This window comes from Salinimicrobium aquimaris (genome assembly GCF_035607535.1).
In the GTDB taxonomy this organism is placed as follows: Bacteria; Bacteroidota; Bacteroidia; order Flavobacteriales; family Flavobacteriaceae; genus Salinimicrobium.
Genome location: NZ_JAYDZX010000001.1, coordinates 75,158 through 94,819, shown reverse-complemented (window position 1 = coordinate 94,819; position 19,662 = coordinate 75,158). Strand labels below are relative to the sequence as shown.

General features: G+C 41.0%; 22 protein-coding genes. 13 read left to right on the top strand and 9 right to left on the bottom strand.

Annotated elements, in window-relative coordinates; translation table 11 throughout:
• The first annotated feature begins 182 nt into the window (after window positions 1-182).
• Window positions 183-896: a Crp/Fnr family transcriptional regulator gene (locus tag VR862_RS00450; protein WP_324718962.1), complete on the top strand. Its 714-nt coding sequence runs from the start codon at window positions 183-185 to the stop codon at window positions 894-896.
• 87 nt (window positions 897-983) lie between these two features.
• Complete coding sequence (locus VR862_RS00445; RefSeq protein ID WP_324718961.1) at window positions 984-1,529, top strand: hypothetical protein; 546 nt, start codon at window positions 984-986, stop codon at window positions 1,527-1,529.
• A 124-nt stretch (window positions 1,530-1,653) separates the two neighbouring features.
• Here the strand turns inward: VR862_RS00445 and cysM are convergent, their stop codons facing one another.
• The 3 genes from cysM to VR862_RS00430 form a co-directional block, all read right to left on the bottom strand.
• Window positions 1,654-2,544: a cysteine synthase CysM gene (cysM, locus tag VR862_RS00440; RefSeq protein WP_324718960.1), complete on the bottom strand. Its 891-nt coding sequence runs from the start codon at window positions 2,542-2,544 to the stop codon at window positions 1,654-1,656.
• On the bottom strand, window positions 2,541-3,329 hold the full coding sequence (epsC, locus tag VR862_RS00435) for a serine O-acetyltransferase EpsC (protein WP_324718959.1): 789 nt from the start codon (window positions 3,327-3,329) through the stop codon (window positions 2,541-2,543). Before epsC ends, cysM begins: the two co-directional genes overlap by 4 nt.
• Window positions 3,330-3,633: 304 nt before the next feature.
• The gene (locus tag VR862_RS00430) at window positions 3,634-5,925 is read right to left on the bottom strand and encodes an FUSC family protein (protein ID WP_324718958.1); all 2,292 of its coding nucleotides are present in this window, start codon (window positions 5,923-5,925) and stop codon (window positions 3,634-3,636) included.
• Between the two features lie 144 nt (window positions 5,926-6,069).
• Here VR862_RS00430 and VR862_RS00425 point away from each other — a divergent pair, with 144 nt between their 5' ends.
• Together VR862_RS00425 and VR862_RS00420 are read left to right on the top strand one after the other, a co-directional pair.
• On the top strand, window positions 6,070-6,747 hold the full coding sequence (locus VR862_RS00425) for a type 1 glutamine amidotransferase domain-containing protein (RefSeq protein WP_324718957.1): 678 nt from the start codon (window positions 6,070-6,072) through the stop codon (window positions 6,745-6,747).
• 12 nt (window positions 6,748-6,759) lie between these two features.
• Window positions 6,760-7,668 carry an alpha/beta fold hydrolase gene (locus tag VR862_RS00420; RefSeq protein WP_324718956.1) on the top strand — a complete coding sequence of 303 codons (909 nt, stop codon included), beginning with the start codon at window positions 6,760-6,762 and terminating at the stop codon, window positions 7,666-7,668.
• Between the two features lie 38 nt (window positions 7,669-7,706).
• On the opposite strand, the gene VR862_RS00415 is transcribed toward VR862_RS00420, so the two are convergent.
• Window positions 7,707-8,426, bottom strand: coding sequence for an SDR family oxidoreductase (locus tag VR862_RS00415; RefSeq protein WP_324718955.1), 720 nt, complete (start codon window positions 8,424-8,426; stop codon window positions 7,707-7,709).
• Window positions 8,427-8,676: 250 nt separating this feature from the next.
• Here VR862_RS00415 and VR862_RS00410 point away from each other — a divergent pair, with 250 nt between their 5' ends.
• The 3 genes from VR862_RS00410 (at window position 8,677) to VR862_RS00400 (ending at window position 10,697) form a co-directional block, all read left to right on the top strand.
• Entirely contained in the window at window positions 8,677-9,054 is a 378-nt protein-coding gene (locus tag VR862_RS00410) for a hypothetical protein (RefSeq protein WP_324718954.1), read from the top strand.
• Window positions 9,055-9,123: 69 nt separating this feature from the next.
• Window positions 9,124-9,750 carry a YqaA family protein gene (locus VR862_RS00405; RefSeq protein WP_324718953.1) on the top strand — a complete coding sequence of 209 codons (627 nt, stop codon included), beginning with the start codon at window positions 9,124-9,126 and terminating at the stop codon, window positions 9,748-9,750.
• A gap of 56 nt (window positions 9,751-9,806) precedes the next feature.
• Window positions 9,807-10,697: a cation diffusion facilitator family transporter gene (locus VR862_RS00400; RefSeq protein ID WP_324718952.1), complete on the top strand. Its 891-nt coding sequence runs from the start codon at window positions 9,807-9,809 to the stop codon at window positions 10,695-10,697.
• Between the two features lie 4 nt (window positions 10,698-10,701).
• Here VR862_RS00400 and VR862_RS00395 read toward each other — a convergent pair whose 3' ends face one another.
• The gene (locus VR862_RS00395; protein ID WP_324719627.1) at window positions 10,702-11,814 is read right to left on the bottom strand and encodes a DEAD/DEAH box helicase; all 1,113 of its coding nucleotides are present in this window, start codon (window positions 11,812-11,814) and stop codon (window positions 10,702-10,704) included.
• Between the two features lie 211 nt (window positions 11,815-12,025).
• Between VR862_RS00395 and VR862_RS00390 the strand changes: the two genes are divergently transcribed.
• Window positions 12,026-12,169 (top strand): YqaE/Pmp3 family membrane protein, encoded by a 144-nt coding sequence (locus VR862_RS00390; RefSeq protein WP_093112854.1) that lies wholly within the window; start codon window positions 12,026-12,028, stop codon window positions 12,167-12,169.
• A 138-nt stretch (window positions 12,170-12,307) separates the two neighbouring features.
• Here the strand turns inward: VR862_RS00390 and galE are convergent, their stop codons facing one another.
• Window positions 12,308-13,345 (bottom strand): UDP-glucose 4-epimerase GalE, encoded by a 1,038-nt coding sequence (galE, locus tag VR862_RS00385; RefSeq protein ID WP_324718951.1) that lies wholly within the window; start codon window positions 13,343-13,345, stop codon window positions 12,308-12,310.
• Between the two features lie 217 nt (window positions 13,346-13,562).
• Between galE and VR862_RS00380 the strand changes: the two genes are divergently transcribed.
• From VR862_RS00380 to VR862_RS00370, 3 genes are all read left to right on the top strand, one after another.
• A complete protein-coding gene (locus tag VR862_RS00380) occupies window positions 13,563-13,847 on the top strand; it encodes a DUF3817 domain-containing protein (protein WP_324718950.1) in 285 nt (94 codons plus the stop codon).
• Between the two features lie 3 nt (window positions 13,848-13,850).
• The gene (locus VR862_RS00375) at window positions 13,851-15,131 is read left to right on the top strand and encodes a mechanosensitive ion channel family protein (RefSeq protein WP_324718949.1); all 1,281 of its coding nucleotides are present in this window, start codon (window positions 13,851-13,853) and stop codon (window positions 15,129-15,131) included.
• A gap of 130 nt (window positions 15,132-15,261) precedes the next feature.
• Complete coding sequence (locus VR862_RS00370) at window positions 15,262-16,359, top strand: endonuclease/exonuclease/phosphatase family protein (protein WP_324718948.1); 1,098 nt, start codon at window positions 15,262-15,264, stop codon at window positions 16,357-16,359.
• Here the strand turns inward: VR862_RS00370 and VR862_RS00365 are convergent, their stop codons facing one another.
• From VR862_RS00365 to VR862_RS00355, 3 genes are read right to left on the bottom strand one after another with little or no spacing between them, the layout of a single operon-like run.
• Window positions 16,360-16,749 (bottom strand): acyl-CoA thioesterase, encoded by a 390-nt coding sequence (locus tag VR862_RS00365; RefSeq protein ID WP_324718947.1) that lies wholly within the window; start codon window positions 16,747-16,749, stop codon window positions 16,360-16,362. It abuts the gene before it with no gap.
• A 12-nt stretch (window positions 16,750-16,761) separates the two neighbouring features.
• On the bottom strand, window positions 16,762-17,190 hold the full coding sequence (locus VR862_RS00360; protein WP_324718946.1) for an NUDIX domain-containing protein: 429 nt from the start codon (window positions 17,188-17,190) through the stop codon (window positions 16,762-16,764).
• A 7-nt stretch (window positions 17,191-17,197) separates the two neighbouring features.
• Window positions 17,198-18,550, bottom strand: coding sequence for an NAD-dependent succinate-semialdehyde dehydrogenase (locus VR862_RS00355; RefSeq protein WP_324718945.1), 1,353 nt, complete (start codon window positions 18,548-18,550; stop codon window positions 17,198-17,200).
• A 158-nt stretch (window positions 18,551-18,708) separates the two neighbouring features.
• On the opposite strand from VR862_RS00355, the gene VR862_RS00350 reads away from it, so the two are divergent.
• Entirely contained in the window at window positions 18,709-19,116 is a 408-nt protein-coding gene (locus VR862_RS00350; RefSeq protein WP_324718944.1) for a glyoxalase, read from the top strand.
• A gap of 91 nt (window positions 19,117-19,207) precedes the next feature.
• The gene (locus tag VR862_RS00345; protein WP_324718943.1) at window positions 19,208-19,660 is read left to right on the top strand and encodes a transcription elongation factor; all 453 of its coding nucleotides are present in this window, start codon (window positions 19,208-19,210) and stop codon (window positions 19,658-19,660) included.
• The last annotated feature ends 2 nt before the right edge of the window (window positions 19,661-19,662 follow it).

The window sequence follows — 19,662 nt, the reverse complement described above, 5'->3', positions numbered from 1 at the left end:
CAATTTTTCTTTCGATTGCAATTTTGCAAAAATAGCTGAAATAAAGGTTGAAGCAAAATAAACCATCAGAAAATGAAAAAAAACAAAATTGGACTTTTAACAATCAGCTGATTTTAAAATAGTTAACTTTGTGAAAGCTGTATACCACCCCCTTTTACCAGATTTGAATAAAAGTTGGAAGTATGTTGACTGAAAGAAAAAGGAGGAAATATGCAGGTAATCTCGCCGGCAACAAATTGCTTAAAGATCTTCCTGAAAATGAGTTGTTGAAACTTTTAGATGAACTCGAAGAGGTCATTTGGCCAAAGAGCACCTGTAATATTTATAAACAGCGGACGTCCAATTTTTTTCATTTCATAATTTCGGGCCGGTTGAAGGTTTATCAGATCGATCTGCACAGCGGCAGGGAGTTTACTTTTTTCCTGCTGAAGAAAAACGATGCCTTTGACACGCTTTGTCTCCTGGACGGCAACGAGCATGATGTATACTATGAGACCCTCGACCGGGTGGTCCTTCTTTCCCTTCCAATGAACAGAATGAAAAGCTGGGTTCAGGAACATCCTCAAATCAACAAAAATCTGCTGCCTTACCTAAGTAATCAAATGAGAACGTTGGAAACCTATGCTTCCAACGTAACACTAATAGATATTTCCACCAGACTGGCCAGATTGATCTTAAGCAATATCAATGCAGAATCTCAGGAACTTGAATTGATCAATGACCTCTCCAACGAAGAGCTGGCAAATCTAATAGGATCTACCAGGGCCGTAGTGAACCGTCACTTACAGGAGTTCAAAAATGATGGCATTATAAGCCTGGGAAGGAATAAGGTTGAGATCAAAGATCTGGACCTGTTGCTCTCTAAAGCCAACAATAACGGGGCTTCAGCACATTAGCATTTAACACGATATGCTACCTGGGTAGTATTTTAAATTATTTTCTCATAGTAACTTTACCATATATTAATCTAAAATACATGTGCTATGAAAAAATTAATTGTTGGAGTTTTCCTGCTAGCTTTTATTGCAACAGGTAATTCACAGATCTTATTAGATGAGGCTAAAGTAGAGTACAAAAAAGCTTCTATGAAACTGGATCCCGCAACTCAGACTCTGGTTATTCAGATTCCGGAAAAAAAAGTGGGAGAATTTGGGAACGACGCATTGGTTTTCATGAAAAATAATTTTGACATTGAATCATTCGTAAAAGATAATGCAGATCAAGATTATGCTGAATTTCAAGTGAATTTCCTTAGCGATAAAGGACATTTGACCGCAAGATTCAATAAAGATGGCGATCTTATTTCTTCTCAGCAGAAGTTTAAAAATATGAGATTACCTCATGATGTCCAATTAGAAATAGCCCAGCTCTACAATGGAGCTACTGTATTGGGAACAAAATCATTTGCGCATTCTAAAGGATGGGTTATTGACAAAGAATATTACAGAATAAAACTGGATGACGGTGAAAGAACCAGAAGAGTTCGTATCGATAGAAAGAACGACCGCCTCTCTATAGCTGGTCTGTGAGGTTACTGTCTTAAAAGGCAAAGGGACACCTAAGATTACTTTTTGGAGACTTTGGTAACTTTAAACTTATCGGTTTGTTTAAAAGATCCAAAAGCTGAAATAAAAAAGTAGTCATAGGTTGTCCCTATCTTTTTGTAAACAGGTCTGACGATAGATAACGGTCTCCTCTGTCGCAGATTATACTCACCACTACCCCTTTTTCCAATTCATTACACAATCTTACCGCAGCTGCGGTTGCACCACCGCTACTCATTCCTGCAAAAATCCCCTCTTCTTCGGCCAATCTTGCGGTCATGGCACGAGCTTCGGCCTCTGTCACCTCCAGGATCCTGTCAACCTTGTTTCTGTCAAAAATGGTGGGCAAATACTCCTGTGGCCACTTCCTGATGCCGGGAATACGCGCCTCATCATCTGGCTGTACACCTACGATCTGTACATCGGGATTCTGTTCTTTCAAAAAGGTAGAAGTGCCCATGATGGTACCTGTAGTACCCATTGAAGAAACAAAGTGAGTGATCTTTTTATTTGTGTCTTTCCATATTTCCGGGCCGGTTGAATTATAGTGAGCCTTCCAGTTATCATCGTTTCCAAACTGATTGAGCATAAAATAATTCCCTTCTTGAACTCTGGCAGCGGCAAAATCCCTGGAACCTTCAATTCCACCCTCTGCACTTGTGAGAATAACTTTGGCACCATAGGCCCTCATGGTCTGTACCCTTTCTGCAGTTGAGTTTTCGGGCATTATAAGCTCAATATCGAGTTTTAGCAGCCTCGCCACCATCGCCAATGCTATACCTGTGTTCCCACTGGTAGCTTCAATTAATTTTGTCTCCCGGGTGATCTCTCCTCTTTCCAGCGCATTTTTGATCATGTTGTAAGCGGGCCGGTCTTTTACACTTCCTCCCGGATTTTGACCTTCCAGCTTCAAATATAATTCGACCTGCGAATTTTCTACGAGGTTTTGAGCTCTCACCAGAGGGGTGTTACCTATTAGATCTAGTACTGTTTGATTCATTTTTGAAGATTTTTTATTTTGATCACCGGGTCATGCGTAACAAAAGAATTCGGCGGAACTGAGCTCGTGAGCCATGCATTCCCGCCAATGATGCTGTTTGCTCCAATCACTGTTTCTCCTCCCAGAATGGTGGCGTTGGCGTAAATTGTGACATTATCCTCAATGGTAGGGTGTCGTTTTTTATTCCGCAGGCCACGTTCCACATATAATGCTCCCAGGGTTACCCCCTGATAAATCTTGACATTGTTCCTTATTACGGTTGTTTCTCCTATCACCACCCCGGTAGCATGATCAATAAAAAATGAATCCCCAATTCGCGCCCCGGGATTTATATCTGTTCCCGTCAGTTTATGAGCACATTCTGTCATTAGCCGGGGAACCAGGGGCAGGTTCATTTTATAGAACTCATGGCTAAGCCGGTAAACCGCAATAGCAAAAAATCCCGGGTATGAAAGATAAACCTCTTCAACCGAGTTAGCTGCAGGATCATTATTTGCTATAGCTACAGCATCAAGATTGATCCTTTGTAAAAGATCTGGAAGTTTAGCGCAATATTCCTCCCATATCTCTGAACAGGATTTTCCGGGCTCCCAGCAAACCAGGTCTCCCAATTCTTTAAAGTCCACTTTTAATCTTTCAAGATTTCCCTCGACAGGAGAATCTTTATCAAAAAGGGTGTAAAATAATTTCTGAGTAAAAGCTTCTGCTTTTTCCCTGATCTTAAACCTTAAATTGAGATGTTGCTTTTGGGCTTCAATTTGTTTGATAATTTCCAAATGATCCATACACGTAGCTTCTTTCGTAAAATTAATAAATAGGATCTCAAGCAGACCGATGTTTAAAGTCTATTTCGTATTAAAAACTTTAACTATAAAAGAAAGGTTAAAAATGCCCTTCTTAAAGCCGTTGTTTTTCAAGGTGTTGTAAATTTAAATTGTTATTAATCAAAAACTTATTATCATGGCTCAAGACCAAAAAAAATCGAACCAAAAGCAGGATTCTGCTAAGAAGCAAGATCAAAAATCAGATCAAAAAGGAAGACAACAGACTAAAAAGTAAGTTGTCTAAATATTACATTTTAGTATGTTTTCAGGCCACCTCAAAAGGGTGGCTTTTTTCATTCCTGAGCATTATTCGTTTCAGTCCTTCAGTGATTTCAAGCAGCCACTTGAGTCGGTCCCTTATGATCTGAACTTCCTGTAACCTCTCCTTGACATTTTCTTTTTCATTGTCTCTCCCGGAGTGCAGGTCCAGAAGTTCCCGATAGAGATTTTCGTAAAAGAGAGTAGCTTCTTTAATGTTTTTACCATCAACACCAATTCTTGCTTCTACATTTGATAAAGCGGAAAGATTAGCCTGAATATTATACATATAATTCTGAAAATGTTCTGATGGCTTTGTTGTAGGATGTGATCTTATGAAGGTACCTAGCGAAGCTGTGGCCGACAAAAACTCCTGATTAAGCGAGACAAGCCTGAAATATTTTTCCAACATTACTTTGTTCGTCTTCGGCTCCTGTGCCATCCTTTGGAAAGCTGCATTGAGATCTCCAATAGCCAAAAATGCCTTTTTACGGGCCAGCCTGTAGGAAACGGGTAAGGTGGCCTTACTGTAATAAAACGATTCTACTTCCTTTAAAAAGTTGGCATTAGCCTCTATACTTTTCTTAAGGAAATTCTCTATAGTATAGTACTCCCAGGTAGGCCAAAGGAATTTAGTACCAAGAAAAGCCAGACCTGCACCAATAACCGTATCCAATACCCGGTACTCTATTACCTCAAGCACATCAGATCGTAAGAGGCTATAGACAAAAACCACATTTAAAGTAATAAAAGCAGCTGCCGTTTTATAATTTCTCTGGATCATGGAGTGGGCTAAAACCAGGAAGATCACTGCCAAAATTCCGTAAAAAATCGGGTTTCGAATGAGAAGGACCAGCACAACTGCCACCGCCCCACCTATGAGTGTGCCATAAAGCCTTTGTTTAAACCTGTCGCGGGTAAGAGCATAGCCGGGTCGCATGATGACAACCGTAGTAAGAAGGATCCAGTAGGCATTCTGCATAGAAAAGAATTCCCCTGCTGCGAATCCCAAGACCATGACAGCCGTTAATCTCAAGGAATGCCTGAAAATGGGAGATTTGAAATCCAGATTGTCCTGTAAGGTTTTGAAGTTATAATCTGGGGTAGTTAAAAACCGGGTAGCATCTTTTAATCTTAGCTTCAGGTCTTCACTTCCCTCCCATTCCTTCATCAACCTGTCAAGGGATAGTACCTTTTGATGCTGTTTATCTTTAAAGTTAAATAAGTTGATCAAAACCGGGAGCACATCCTTTTCAGTATCTATCCCTTTAGACAATTCATATTCTTTTAAGTACCTCAGAGCTTCCTCTCTTTTTTCGCTGAGATCTGTTTTATCTAAGTGATGAGTTTTATGCAACAGGCTTTCTCCAATTGCTCTGAGATGGGCAGCCATTATTTTATTCCATTCCTGAATAAGGTGTATCTTTCGCTCATGATCATCAAAAAGCTTCTGCATCTCAGGATAATTGAGAGGGTTGGCCATGCCTAATTCCAGAATATCCACCAGCTCCATAAATATCAGGAGCCTCTTTCTAACCATTCCAGACCTTCCAAAATTCTTCCTGCGATTAATCACCAGCTCCCGTATTATTTCGTGTTTTTCATTGAGTGTTGTCTGGAGCTCAAACAATTCCTTTTCCCTCTCTTCCCTCTGATGGTGTTCAGGACCGAGAAGCTGAGACTTTATTTCCAGATATCTTGCTGTGAGCTCAAAAGTTTCAGCTAAGAGAGCATCTGTCTCACGTCTTTGAAAAAGATAATGCAGCAGAAGCGTAAATAGCAGGAACCAAACACCTCCCACACCTATCCATAAAGCGTGCACAATAATACCACCATCAGAAGCGACCTGGGCCATACTCAAAACCACAGCAAGTAAGCCTGAAAAGGAAATAAGGGAGGCCCTAAAGCCAAATACCGAGATCATGGAAATGTGAAAAATTTGGAGGATCAACACAGGCACAAAGAGAATTGGATCTATAAGTGCAAAACCGGTTATTACAGTCGCGAGAACAGCTATTACAATTGAAAAGCCGATCCCGATGACTCTTCGCCGCAGGCTCCCCGGAACATCACTGGGAGAGGTCAATAATACTCCCACGGCCATGGCTATCCCAATGTCTATACGCTCCAGAAAACCTGTAATGCCAAGCGGAATAATGGCAGCCCCTGCAAAACGAAGACCTTTAGAGAACTCGGCAGTCTTTAAAAGTTCATAAAAGGATAGTAGTTGCCGGTATAAATACAATGAAAGTAATTTTCTCACAAAGTTAACGGCTTCAACGAGTAATGGCAGTTCCATGTTAGAAAAATTATTCCCTTCAAGAGAATTTAACCTTTAATTAGTATCTCAACTTTGGTGAGCCCCTCTTCTGGTTGTAATTTTAAGTTTTACGAAAAGACCTGTAGCAACAGGCCTTTGGAACATTAAATAAATAAAATGACTATGAAAATATTAATGGTTCTCACCTCTCATGATAAACTGGGAGATACCGGGAAAAAAACCGGATTTTGGGTTGAAGAATTTGCCGCTCCATACTATGTCCTTTCAGATGCAGGTGCCGAGATTACTCTGGCTTCTCCTAAAGGAGGGCAACCCCCTATCGACCCTTCAAGTACCACAGAAGATGCTCAAACTGAAGCCACCAAAAGATTTGACAAAGATGAAGAGTTGAAGAAAAAGCTGGCAAACACTATAAAACTTGAGGAAACAGATGCTTCAGATTATGATGGGGTATTTTATCCGGGTGGCCATGGTCCGCTTTGGGATCTGGCAAATGACCTCAAATCAATTTCCCTCATAGAGAAGTTCAATAGCCAAATGAAACCCATGGCATTTGTGTGTCACGCTCCGGGGGTACTGGCCAATGTTGAAGATCACAAGGAACCACTGGTTAGAGGCAAAAACGTTACGGGATTTGCAAATTCTGAAGAAGACGCTGTAGGCTTGACCAATGTTGTTCCATTCCTTGTTGAAGATAAGATGAATCAATTGGGAGCAAATTATAGCAAAGGAGAAGACTGGAGCTCTTATGTTCTGGTTGATGGAAAATTAATTACCGGACAAAATCCTGCCTCTTCTGAAAAGGCAGCAAGAGAATTGCTCCGTTTACTTCAAAAGTAACCACCTGTTTATATGGCCGAAAAAGAAAGATCTGTAGCCCAGGTGATAAAGGAACATGAAGCTTCGGGCACCTATTTTGACGTTGATGGAATAAAGACCTTTGCCTTAAAGTATGGCCGGGGAGAAACCGTCCTGTGCCTGCACGGGGTGCCAACCTCTTCCTTTTTGTATCGAAAAGTGCTGCGGTCACTGGAAAAAAAAGGCTACAAAGGAGTAAGTATAGATATGCCCGGATTAGGTCTTACAGATCGTCCTGAAGATTTTGACTACTCTTTCTCAAATCTGGCCGATTTTCTCTATAAAGCAGCCAAAGCACTCAAATTAAAAAAGTTCCATCTTGTGGTTCACGATGTGGGAGGCCCAATTGGTTTTGCTCTAGCCGCAAGACATGCGAACAGGATTATGTCACTCACTATTCTGAATACCTGGGCAGATGTAGTGAATTTCAAAAAGCCTGTTGTAATGAGGCCATTTGAGAAGAAAGTCCTCGGGGAAGCCGAACTTAAAATGATCACGCACCTCACCTGGCCGGTTATGTTCAAGCAAATGGGTGTGGAAAACTCATCCCGAATCAGTCTGTCGGAGATCAATGCCTATGTTGACCTTCTAAAAAGAAAAGACCACGGAAAGGCATTTTTGAAGATCATGAGAAGTTTTGATCATTCCCCTCAATTTCGGGAGGAATGTTATAAAGCGATACAGAGTAAGGATTATCCGGTACAGGCCATTTGGGGTGCCAAAGATCCTGCGCTACAGCTGGAGACCTATGGGGAGGAAATCAAAAAAGTGGGTGGGTTAAAAGAGATCCACACCTTGAGATCACGCCATTTCCTACAGGAGGAGGCCTGGTTGGGTATAGCAGATAAAGTTGTGGATCTTGCCAAATCTGTTCACCTGAAGACACAAAAAAAGGAGGGTTAAAAACCTCCTTTTTGACACTCTATTTATTAATTATTAAATTATTTTTGAGGTGGCTTTGTTGGCCGGATCTCGATCTTACTTGGCAGCGCCCGCTGATTCATTTTCAGAAGATCTACCACCAGTTCTCCAATATCTTCGATCTGAATTTTCCAGGAATCGGCGTCCCCGGGAGTATGATCGTTAAAATGGGTGGCAACAGAACCCGGCATGATGGTAGTTACTTTGATATCATAATTCCGCAGATCAAGCATAGCTGCCTGAGTAAATCCTGTCACACCAAATTTACTGGCATTGTAGGCAGAACCTCCTGCAAAGAAATTTGTACCTGCCAAACTGGAAATAGTGAAAATATAACCTTTACTTTTCTTTAGTTCGGGAATGGCTGCCTTTAAGCTGTAAAAGACGCCGGTGAGATTGGTGTCAATAGTTTGCTGCCATTGTTCGGGGGTAAGCTCTTCAATGGATCCAAAATGCCCGACACCTGCGTTTGCCACCAGCACATCCAGTTGCCCCCATTTATCGGTTAAATGTTTAATGGCAGCCTGCTGGCTTTCAAAATCGCGCACATCGGCTTCGATTCCTATCACCTCACCTTTTCCGTTTTCAGTGATCTCCTTTGCCGCTTTTTCAGCCTCATTGCGATGCCTGCTGGTGATCCCAACCCTGACTCCCATAGAAGAGAGGGCAGCTGCCACCCCATATCCAATTCCTTTGCTTCCGCCGGTAACAAAGGCTACTTTATTCTCTAAATTCTTCATTGGTAATAATTTTTAAGATTTAAAGCTACCAATTATGTGATGCAATTGACGATCGAAACCTTTTAAGATATTGTTAATTCTTCGGAAGCAGATGTCTTCAGAAAAATTTTAACTTCCGTAGAGAAAATCTTTAAAATTACTAACACAAATTACAGAGAGAATCAATTATCTTTGCCCACCTTCCAAAAAGAGCTAAATGTGAGGCTTTTCAGGAAGTTTTGGTTTAATCTTTTAAAAAACATTCAACACATTGGAAAATCCTAAGGCACAAAAACTTCTGAATAAAATACAACGCGATCTAATGCGTAATGGCATTATCACTAATACCATAGTAGAAGATTTGAAGGAGTTAAGGCCATATGCCGTAGAGGAAAAAAGTCCTTTACTCGCAAAGGTAATAAGGCTCACATATGAGCACATCGAAACTTACCAAACCTTTGATATTCCAATTCCTGAAGATGAGCCTGTTGAGGGATTTGAAGAAGAAACAGAAGAAAACAACGATTTCGATCCTGCAGAAAGTCTTGATTATCTTCTTTCACTAATGGCAGAAGCCAAGAACAAGATCAATGCTCTCGAATTAAGAGAGTATAGCAACAGCCTTATTGCCTACGCCGAAGAGAATTAACCTTTTGTTTTGCTGGAGTGGCTCAATAATTGAATATATTATTGCAAGCTTTTAATGAAGGAAAAGAATATGAAAAAGAAAAATGAGGTTGTCTTGAATAAAAAACCCCGCTGGAAATTACTTCACCAATATTATAACTACACAGGATTTTACAAATTTGTAGGTAAGAGTGTCAAAAAGGCCATCTTGCCCATTGTTCTTTTTATTGCAGCTATCGTTGCCATTAACGAGTATGTAATCAATATCAACAGCATTCTGGTAACTGTAACTGAGACTTATTCTCCTTTTGGTATTCTTGCTGTTTTTCTTGCTTCGGAATCCATTTTCCTCGGAATTGTTCCACCCGAACTTTTTATAGCCTGGGCAGGTAAATCTGCCATGCCGGTAGGTTATTTAAGCCTGCTCGCCCTTGCATCCTACCTTGGTGGAATTATTTCATACTGGATGGGAAAAGCAATTACAAAGATCCCTGCTGTACATGATGCTATGGAGACTAAGATGGCCAAACACATTAAGAACACCCAAAAATGGGGTGGATTTTTAATTGTTGTAGGTGCTCTTTTACCAATTCCCTTTTCAATTACAAGTGTAGCAGCCGGAATCATTAATTACAGATTCAGATACTATTTACTTTTCGGACTTTTAAGGTTTATCAGGTTCTATGGATACGCCCTGGTCATATTCAAGATCGTATAATTTGTAGTAACTACTACAAATAGTAAGAAATCCCGTATTTTTGAGAGACCTTAAATATGGGATTTTTTATGGGCCATGATCACCATCATCACCACGGAACAAGTAACAACCTTAAACTTGCTTTTTTCCTCAATGCTGCCTTTACCGTTTTCGAGATCATCGGCGGATTTTATGTCAATAGTGTCGCAATAATTTCAGATGCAGTTCACGACCTGGGAGATACATTATCTCTGGGCACTTCATGGTACCTGCAGAATAAATCCCGAAAAGGCAGAAATTATAAATTCAGTTTTGGTTACAAAAGATTTTCCCTGCTCGGGGCTTTGATCAATAGCCTGGTTCTTTTGGCGGGTTCGGTATATGTGATCAGCGAAGCCATTAGCCGGCTTGTTGAACCTGAATATTCTGATGCCGGGGGAATGCTCATATTCGCTCTTGTTGGAGTAGCCGTAAATGGCTTTGCAGCATGGAAGCTATCAAAAGGAACTTCAATAAACGAAAAAGTAGTGTCCTGGCACCTCATTGAGGATGTACTTGGCTGGGTGGCAGTATTAATTGTCGCTATCGTACTGCATTTTTACAGCACTCCTTACCTTGATCCCGCACTATCCCTGTTGATCACCCTTTACATTCTGTACAATGTTTTTAAGCGCCTTAACGAAACCCTGTTCATATTTTTACAGGGAGTTCCTAAGGAAATCAATCTCGAGGAGATTGAGCAAAAATTAAAGGCCATTCCTGAAATTACCTCCCTTCATCACACCCATTTATGGTCCCTTGAAGGGACAGACCACGTTTTCACCACTCATATTAAGCTAAAGAACATTACCCACTTCCAGCAGTTGCTGGATGTAAAGCGTTCTGTAAAGAATGTACTGCAGGAGTACAGGTTCGACCACTATACAATCGAAACCGAACTTGATGAAGAATCCTGTGATCTCCTGTAAAAGATCAACGGATCTGGCTGAACCTAATATTTAGTTCCCTTTCAATTTGACGAAGCTTTTTCAACTCATACTGGTTGACAAGAGCAAGAGACAATCCTGTATTACCCGCTCTTGCTGTACGGCCACTCCTGTGAGTGTAGTACTCTGTTTGGTCTGGTAACTGGTAGTGAACTACAAAAGCTAAATTGGCCACATCGATACCTCTGGCAGCAACATCTGTAGAAACCAGAAGTCGCAGCTTCTTACTCTTAAAAGCTCTCATCACTTTATCGCGATCCTTTTGGAGCATATCCCCTTCCAACAGGCCTACTTCGTGATTCTTGGCGATGAGCTGCTTGGCCAAAGTTCGTGCAGCTGTCTTGGTTTTCGTAAAAATAATACCACGTTTCTTTCCCTGACTCTTCAGGAAGTAGGCGAGGGTATCTAGTTTACTGTTGTCATCTCCTGAAACGAACTGATGCTGGATCCCGGTATTTACTGCGTCCTGTTTATCTATACTAACCCGTCGGGCTCCTTTGTTGACATACTTATTAATGATCTCATTAAGTTCCTGCGGAATGGTGGCAGAGAACAACCAGACATTCCTTTCTTTGGAAGCAGTAGCTTCAAGAATGTTTGTTAGATCCTGTTTGAAGCCCATGCTCAACATTTCATCTGCCTCATCGAGCACCAGGGTTTTTATACTTCTAATATCCACAGCTTTACGCTTCATTAGGTCGATCAATCTACCCGGAGTAGCCACAATGATCTGGGTTGGCCTGTTGAGTCGGGCGATCTGTATGTCGATCTTTTCTCCACCATAAACTGCTTCTGTAAATACCTTGTCGGTGTATTTTGTGAATTTAAAAAGCTGTTTTGCTATTTGCTGTCCAAGCTCTCTGGTTGGAGCAAGGATCAAAGCCTGCACTTCGTCTTTCGCAGGATCAATTTGTGCGAGAATAGGAAGACCAAAAGCCGCAGTTTTTCCGGTACCTGTCTGGGCCTGACCTACAAAGTCAACACCTCCTTCCGTTAGCACGGGAATGGCCGCCTCCTGGATCTTTGTGGGATTGATTATCCCCATTTCTTTTAAGCCTTTGATCAGGTCTTCAGATACTCCCAACTCTTTAAATGTCATCATCAAATTTTTTGCGAAGATAAGGTATAATCATTAACAGCCTTTGGGAACGTCAAAGATATCCCAAAGCCGCGCCCGTTCTTGCCTCAAATTACAAAGCTCTTAAGAGATTAATAATCTGCATGTTAAATTGAAGCTAAAGCAAATATATCAATATAAAAAATTGAGAATTTATCATTAATTTGGTTGTATAACCACTAAAAAAAGAAACATGCTGACTATCATTTTGAATATCCTATTACCACCTTTAGCCGTATATCTAAACCACGGAGTAGGAACCACACTGTTGATAAGCATAATCCTTACATTAATTGGTTGGTTGCCTGGAGTGATCCATGCGTTTATAGTGAACTAGTAGAAGTAAAAACTGTCTAAAATGTAAATCCCCTCAATGTTTCCAAGGTGAGAAATTGGAAGCATCGACCTTCTCTCCGAGAAGGTATCCACTAAGTTTGAATTAGCCTTTAAGCTTATATTTTAGACAGTTTTTTATTTATTCTTCCTCTGTCTTTTCTTCAAGCTTTTGTTGCCACTTCCATGCACTTTCTAAAGCATCTTCAATGTTGTACTCGGCCTTCCACTTAAGTACTTCGTTAGCTTTAGTAGTATCGGCATAAGCAGCTATGACATCCCCTTCCCTTCGATCGGCAAAACTATATGGAAGCTCTTTGCCTGAAACTTTTTCAAAAGCTTTTATCGCTTCAAGAACCGAATTACCTTCTCCGGTACCAAGATTGAATACTTCATAATTACCGGACTGCTCATTGTCAAGCAATCGTTCAAGAGCTACCACGTGAGCCCTAGCAAGATCCATTACATGAATATAATCTCTTATACAGGTACCATCGGGAGTGGGATAATCATTACCCCAAACCGATAACTTTTCTCTTTTGCCTGCAGCTGTCTGGGTAATGAATGGCACCAGGTTCTGCGGAGTACCTATTGGCAATTCCCCAATATTGGCAGAAGGATGTGCTCCAATTGGATTAAAATACCGAAGAGAGATAGCTTTTAAATTGGGTACTACTTTACAGGTGTCAAAAATGATCTCTTCCCCTATCTGTTTTGTATTTCCATAGGGAGATTCTGCTTTTTTAACCGGGGCATTTTCGGTAATTGGCAATTCATCTGCCTGTCCGTATACCGTACAGGAAGAGCTAAAAATGAACTTTGGAGCTTCTTTCTCCTTCAACTGTTGCAGTAAATAAATAAGCGTATTCAGGTTGTTCTCGTAGTATAATAAAGGATTCTCAACACTCTCACCCACTGCCTTTGATGCCGCAAAATGGATCACTCCTTCAATTTCGGGATATTTCTCGAAAAATTGCTTTACAGCCTGTTTATCCCTGAGATCAAAATTTTCAAATTGTGGAGAGATACGGGTAATTTTTGTGATCCCACCCAATACCTCTATAGAAGAGTTAGAAAGATTATCAATAATTACTACCTCGAAACCCTTCTCCTGAAGTGCCACCACGGTATGAGATCCAATATATCCCAGGCCGCCTGTGACCAGTATTTTCTTGCTCATTTTCTTTTTTTCTGAATCTTCCGCAATTTAAGAAATTAACATTGAGTAAAAAGGGAGTTTACCGCAATTTATGGCAGATGATTACTTGCTTAAGGTATAGTACTCATACTCATCATTTAAGCTGAATTAGGGATTATATTTCTAGCAAAATTTCATGGTAATCCCACCTGTATTTGGTTGCTTTTGAAGTATATTTGCACCCAGAAAAAAGAAGAATATGTCACTGGAATTACAGGTAAAAATCTTTAGATGGATCAGCATTTTTGAGGGAATATCTTTCCTCGTACTATTACTGATCGCAATGCCGTTAAAATACATCTGGGACGCGCCCGAAATGGTACGAATTGTAGGTATGGCTCATGGCTGGTTGTTTGTAGCTTATATATTCGGAGCTTTTTACTTATTCAAACCTTTAAAATGGAAAACCAAAACTTTGGCTATTGTATGTTTAAGTTCGGTTTTGCCTTTAGGACCATTTTATGTAGAGAAAAAATATCTCTAGACCATGAGAGAACAGATAAGGGATCTGGGAGGTTATTTAGCTAATTATTTCATTGAGCAGGGAATGGACGTGGATCTTGCCCATTTCCTCAACATGCTCATCAACATTGCCGTGGTCTCTGTACTGTGGTATGTCATTCACTACATCACTAAGAAGCTTGTTCTCACTTCGTTTCAAAACTTTACTAATAAAACAAAAACTACTTTTGACGATTACCTGGTCAAAAGTAATTTTCCACGTTACGTAAGCAATATTCTGCCGCTACTCCTTCTCATCCTTACCATTCCGGTAGTATTTGAGGATTACCCCAAACTGCTCAATATTTTTGAAAAGCTGGTAGATATCTACATTATTGTTCTTATAGTATTCATCTGCCGAAGCCTTCTGCGTACTACTACCGAGTATATGAAGAGGCATGAGCGCTATCACGATAAACCAATCGAGAGCTATACCCAGGTTTTGATGATCGTCTTCTGGGCAATAGGTTTCATGTTCATTTTTTCAGAAATTACAGGAAGGTCTATTGTTGGATTTCTGTTTACCCTGGGAGCAGCTTCAGCAGTTATACTGTTGATCTTTAAAGATACGATCCTGGGCTTTGTAGCCTCCATTCAGGTTTCAGTAAATGACATCGTACGCATAGGTGACTGGATCACCTTCAGCAAATATGGAGCCGACGGGTTTGTAACTGAAATCAATCTGGCGACAGTAAGAGTTCAGAATTGGGACAACACTTACACCACTATTCCCACCTATAATCTTATTTCAGATTCATTCCACAACTGGCGCGGAATGCAGGAATCTCCGGGGAGACGTATAAAGCGTTCCCTCAATATCAAGCAGAATTCTATTAGGTTTGTCAATGATGAGGATATTGAGAAATTTGAAGAATTCGGTTTAATTGCGCCTTACATCAAGGAACGGCAGGAAGAAATCAATACCTATAACCAGAAATTAGGAATAAATAAAAAACACCTTATCAATGGGAGACATCAAACCAACCTGGGGGTCTTCCGGCAGTATGCACTTTCCTATTTGAAATCTCACCCAAAGATCCACCAGGAAATGACCATGATGGTACGCCATCTCGCTCCAACCACACAAGGTATTCCTATCGAAATCTACTGCTTTAGCGCAGACAAACGGTGGGAATTCTACGAAGCTATAACTGCAGATATATTTGATCACCTCATAGCCGCAGTTCCCTATTTTGACCTGCAACTGTTCGAATCCCCCTCGGGTGACGACATCATAAAAGCTCTTAAGCCACTACAATTGAATTGAACAAAGAGGTTCAAAAAATGACTTTTTTGGAAGATAATCTCAAAGGACCGAGGGAAAAGCAAAATTGTAATCTGTGGCTCCTGTTAATCCTGAAAAGCCTAATTTAGACGATCAATTTGAGGTAAATTAAATGAAACTTAAAGGATTTCTTCAGGCATTTGGGATCATTGCTGTAATTCTCTCACTTTTCCCATTTGTGGCTGCCGATTACTGGTGGATTAGAATGTTCGATTTTCCCCACGTACAGCTCACCGTTCTCACCCTTGTAGCATTGTTGGTATATTTCTTTAGGTTCGACCTGCGTAACTGGAGAGACTATACCTTTGTTATTGTTCTGGCTGTGTGTTTTCTCCTCCAGCTCTCAAAGATCTACCCTTATACTCCTTTTGCAGAGATTGAAGTGAGGTATCATACTGCTGCCAATCCACAGCAAGGGTTGAGCATACTTGCCACGAATGTGTTGCAGAAGAATGAGGAGTATGATAAGGTGGTTGGGGAGATCTTTAAATATGATCCCGATCTTCTCATTTTTACTGAAACAAATACGGTATGGCAAAACGAACTCCGAGAGCGGCTCAAAAAGTATGACTACAATTACCGGATGGAAATGCCGCTCGATAACACTTACGGAATGCTGGTGTACTCGAAGTTGGAACTACTTAATCCTAAAATAAAGTTTTTATTAGAAGATAGTATTCCATCCATGCACGCAAAGCTGGTGATGCCCTCAAGAGAGCTTGTTCAACTACACGTTATACACCCCACACCTCCCATGCCTCCACACGACGCGTCTTCAACAGACAGGGATGCTCAAATGATGATAGTTGCTAAAATGGCAAAAGAATCCAAATTACCTGTAGTAGTTGCCGGAGATTTCAATGATGTGGCCTGGTCTGAGACTACCCAACTCTTCAAGGATGTAAGCGGGCTCCTGGATCCGCGTATTGGGAGAGGCTTCTATAACACCTATAATGCTAACAGCTGGTTAATGAGATGGCCCCTGGACCATTTATTTGTTTCAGATGAATTCCGCCTGGTAACCATGGAAGTGGGGGATGACGTAGAATCCGATCACTTTCCTCTTTATGCAAAATTAAGCCTGGAGCCGGGTGTAAGAGCAGTCCAGACTGCTAAACCTGCCAGTGAAAAAGAGTTGAAGGAAGCAGAAAAACAGATAGAAAAAGAGGACAAAAAGGACAAGAAAGAAAAAGCTGAAGGTAAGGAATAATCAATCCTTAAGCCGGTCCTTTACAAATTCTATTTGAGTTTTTCCATGGGGCTTTGCCTTTCCATTTTCATCCAGAGACACCATCACGATCTTCTCAATACTAATGATGACTTCCCGGGTCATTTTATTCCGCACTTCGCAGCGCAGGGTAATAGAGGCGGTTCCAAATTTCACTACATCCATTCCAATCTCCACAATATCCCCTTCCTTTGCCGAGCTTTTAAAATCTATTTCGCTAATGTACTTGGTCACCGTTCTGGGATTCTCCAGCTGAATGATAGCATAGAGAGCAGCTTCTTCATCGATCCATTCTAATAGTCGGCCACCAAATAAGGTCCTGTTTGGATTAAGGTCCTGGGGTTTAATCCATTTTCGGGTATGAAATCTCATAAAATTTATTTTCTAAGGATGTTTCGAAAAATACACTTTTTGAGCCAGCTGAATAATTTCTGAATGATCAAAAGCAAGCTCCGGCAAATCGTTCAGTTCAAACCAGGAGGCTTCTGCTGCATCGTCATTGCCCTTAACCTCTTCCTGCCTGTCCACCTTTCCCCAATAGGTAATGCTAATGGTCCTGCCCCGTGGATCTCTTCCCGGAGTGCCAAAAGTGTGTAATTGTTCCAGCCTCTCTACCCGTAAACCTGTTTCTTCCTGCAGCTCTCTTTTTGCCCCTGCTTCCAGTGGCTCATCCTCTTCCAGAAAGCCACCGGGTAGCGCCCATTGATCTTTATAAGGATCTTTTTTTCGCTTTACCAGTAATATTTTAGGCTTATTCTCATTTTCGAAAAATATCACACAATCTGTAGTTACTGAAATATTTTGTTTCGCCATAAATGCTCTACTTAAAATACACTGTCTGAATATTTACAAATTCCCTGATGCCGAACTTAGACAATTCCCTTCCGTAACCCGATCTCTTTGTACCACCGAACGGTAGCCGAGGGTCGCTTTTTACCAGTTCGTTCACGAAAACAGCTCCGTCTTCTATTCGTGGGATCAATTTTTGAGCTTTTTGTGCATCTTTAGTAAACAGAGAAACCCCGAGACCGAACTTGGTACCATTGATGAGTTCAATGGCCTCATCATAGGACCTAAAAGTTGTAATTCCAATAGCAGGCCCAAAGGTTTCCTCCCTGAACATGGGCATTTCCGGCGTCACGTCGGCTAATACAGTAGGTGCGTAAAATGCCTTTTTTCGCTCCGCTCCTATTAAGATCTTAGCTCCCATTTCCACCGATTTTTTCACCTGTTTCTCGAGATCCTCGGCCAGGTCTTCGCGTGCCTGCACTCCTATAAATGTTTTTTCATCCATAGGATCTCCAGATTTCAATTCCCTCACTTTGTCAACAAATTTTTGAGTGAACTCTTCTGCAATGTTTTGGTGCAACAATAGCCTTTTTCCGGCAATACAACTTTGTCCTGTATTTTGGAACCGGGCCTGCACGCAGGTTTTTACTGTCTCTTCCATATCTGCATCATCGAAAACCACCAAAGCATTGCTTCCCCCCAACTCCAGAACAGATTTTTTGATTTCCTTACCGGCTGTTGCAGCTACCGCGCTTCCTGCTCCCTCACTTCCGGTAAGAGTAACTGCCTTGACTCTGTCGTCCTTTACTACCTCCTCAACCTTTTTACTACCAATGACCAGGTTCTGAAAACAACCTTCAGGAAAGCCGGCTCTTATGAAAACCTTTTCCAGGTTTTTTCCGCACATCATCACGTTGCTCGCATGCTTTAAAACCCCAACGTTCCCTGCCATCAACGCAGGAGCAGCAAAGCGGAATACCTGCCAAAAAGGGTAATTCCAGGGCATGATGGCCATGACCACCCCAAGTGGAGCATAGTTGACATAGCTTTTTCCTGCATCTGTTTTGATCTCTTCAGAAGCTAAATGTTCCTCTGCATTTTCTGCATAGTATTCACAAACCCATGCACACTTTTCTACTTCAGCAATAGATTGCTGTATAGGCTTACCCATTTCCCGGGTTATGACTGTGGCATATTCCTGCTTGTTCTTTTGAAGCTCTTCCGCAGCTTTTAGCATAAGTTGAGATCTAAAAGAAAACGACGTGGTTCTCCATTCCTTAAAAACGGCTGTTGCTTTTTCGAGGGCCTGGTCAATATCTTCAGAGGATGATTCCCTATGTTCCTGAAGGGTCTCTCCGGAATAGGGATTTTTGGAAACAATCATAAAATTGGCTTTTTTTAAAGGTAAAAAGAACTCATAAGCAGGTGAAATTATTAAAAGGATTTTAACTGAAGTAAGGTTGTTCACAAGACGTTTATAAGTCCTGAACACCTAAAGCTGAATTGATCTTTCTTTTTGTATATTTAAATAAAACCCCCGTTATGAAAGATCGCGATCAATTCCTCCTCGATTTACGGCCGCAAATAGAATCTGCTACAGTCAATGCTTCGACCCTTCCCGATGAGCAGTTCCAAAACCGAACGCTACGCCCTGTAATACTTCTTCAAAATGATCTTTTACTGGAAGCCTTCAGGAACTACGTGCAAAAACATAAGAATGTTTTCTACGAAATGAGCATCGAAAAAAGAATGGCCTATATAGAAAATTCTATTCAGAAGGATATTAAATTCCGCAACAGCCTTAAAGGAATGGTCATTGGCCAGTTCACCATTGAAGAGTACACTTACTATATCACGAATTCTTCGGCTTTGAACAAAAGAATGATGAACCTGGTAAAGGAAAGACTGCAGAGCAATATTCAGCTTCTGGACTCCCTTCCGGCGGTCTGATTCAGCGTTAAAACCTCGTATTTATTAAACTTTTGCTAATTGTTCTTTTATGAATCCTGCGTTGGCTAATTTTAAGGAAAACGCAAAAAAAATGAGCATTAACAAAGAAGAATTATTCAACAAATGTCTTGATATGGTCAACGATAGAATTGACCAGTACAATGAAAAAATGGATACCATCAGCGGCCAGAATGAGCAGCATAAATTCCATCCAGACTTTGATGAGTACGGTAATAAAGGAGAAATGCTTACTGAGTATGAAAAGAATGCCACCTATCTTGACAGGGTGCGCAGCATGAAAGAAACACTGGCAAATCTTGATATTGAACATCGAAGTGAAGTGGTGCGAGCGGGTAGTGTTGTAGAAACCGAAAATGGCTACTATTTTGTTTCTGTCCCTTTAGGGGAAGTAGATATGGAAAGCGGAAGTAAGGTCTATGCTATTTCAACAGATGCTCCTATTTACAAGGAAATGGAAGGTAAAAAAGCCGGAGATTCCTTTAATTTCAGAGATGGAAAAGTGGACATAGTTAAGGTGCACTAGCA

What these genes read in the sequence shown, in the direction of transcription:
- VR862_RS00425 (WP_324718957.1), top strand. Translation starts at nt 6,070, where the DNA reads ATGAAAATATTAATGGTTCTCACCTCTCATGATAAACTGGGAGATACC.
- VR862_RS00390 (WP_093112854.1), top strand. Translation starts at nt 12,026, where the DNA reads ATGCTGACTATCATTTTGAATATCCTATTACCACCTTTAGCCGTATAT.
- VR862_RS00445 (WP_324718961.1), top strand. Translation starts at nt 984, where the DNA reads ATGAAAAAATTAATTGTTGGAGTTTTCCTGCTAGCTTTTATTGCAACA.
- VR862_RS00400 (WP_324718952.1), top strand. Translation starts at nt 9,807, where the DNA reads ATGGGATTTTTTATGGGCCATGATCACCATCATCACCACGGAACAAGT.
- VR862_RS00350 (WP_324718944.1), top strand. Translation starts at nt 18,709, where the DNA reads ATGAAAGATCGCGATCAATTCCTCCTCGATTTACGGCCGCAAATAGAA.
- galE (WP_324718951.1), bottom strand. Translation starts at nt 13,345, where the DNA reads ATGAGCAAGAAAATACTGGTCACAGGCGGCCTGGGATATATTGGATCT.
- VR862_RS00360 (WP_324718946.1), bottom strand. Translation starts at nt 17,190, where the DNA reads ATGGCGAAACAAAATATTTCAGTAACTACAGATTGTGTGATATTTTTC.
- epsC (WP_324718959.1), bottom strand. Translation starts at nt 3,329, where the DNA reads ATGGATCATTTGGAAATTATCAAACAAATTGAAGCCCAAAAGCAACAT.
- VR862_RS00430 (WP_324718958.1), bottom strand. Translation starts at nt 5,925, where the DNA reads ATGGAACTGCCATTACTCGTTGAAGCCGTTAACTTTGTGAGAAAATTA.
- VR862_RS00415 (WP_324718955.1), bottom strand. Translation starts at nt 8,426, where the DNA reads ATGAAGAATTTAGAGAATAAAGTAGCCTTTGTTACCGGCGGAAGCAAA.
- VR862_RS00375 (WP_324718949.1), top strand. Translation starts at nt 13,851, where the DNA reads ATGAGAGAACAGATAAGGGATCTGGGAGGTTATTTAGCTAATTATTTC.
- VR862_RS00345 (WP_324718943.1), top strand. Translation starts at nt 19,208, where the DNA reads ATGAGCATTAACAAAGAAGAATTATTCAACAAATGTCTTGATATGGTC.
- cysM (WP_324718960.1), bottom strand. Translation starts at nt 2,544, where the DNA reads ATGAATCAAACAGTACTAGATCTAATAGGTAACACCCCTCTGGTGAGA.
- VR862_RS00380 (WP_324718950.1), top strand. Translation starts at nt 13,563, where the DNA reads ATGTCACTGGAATTACAGGTAAAAATCTTTAGATGGATCAGCATTTTT.
- VR862_RS00355 (WP_324718945.1), bottom strand. Translation starts at nt 18,550, where the DNA reads ATGATTGTTTCCAAAAATCCCTATTCCGGAGAGACCCTTCAGGAACAT.
- VR862_RS00395 (WP_324719627.1), bottom strand. Translation starts at nt 11,814, where the DNA reads ATGACATTTAAAGAGTTGGGAGTATCTGAAGACCTGATCAAAGGCTTA.
- VR862_RS00405 (WP_324718953.1), top strand. Translation starts at nt 9,124, where the DNA reads ATGAAAAAGAAAAATGAGGTTGTCTTGAATAAAAAACCCCGCTGGAAA.
- VR862_RS00450 (WP_324718962.1), top strand. Translation starts at nt 183, where the DNA reads ATGTTGACTGAAAGAAAAAGGAGGAAATATGCAGGTAATCTCGCCGGC.
- VR862_RS00420 (WP_324718956.1), top strand. Translation starts at nt 6,760, where the DNA reads ATGGCCGAAAAAGAAAGATCTGTAGCCCAGGTGATAAAGGAACATGAA.
- VR862_RS00365 (WP_324718947.1), bottom strand. Translation starts at nt 16,749, where the DNA reads ATGAGATTTCATACCCGAAAATGGATTAAACCCCAGGACCTTAATCCA.
- VR862_RS00370 (WP_324718948.1), top strand. Translation starts at nt 15,262, where the DNA reads ATGAAACTTAAAGGATTTCTTCAGGCATTTGGGATCATTGCTGTAATT.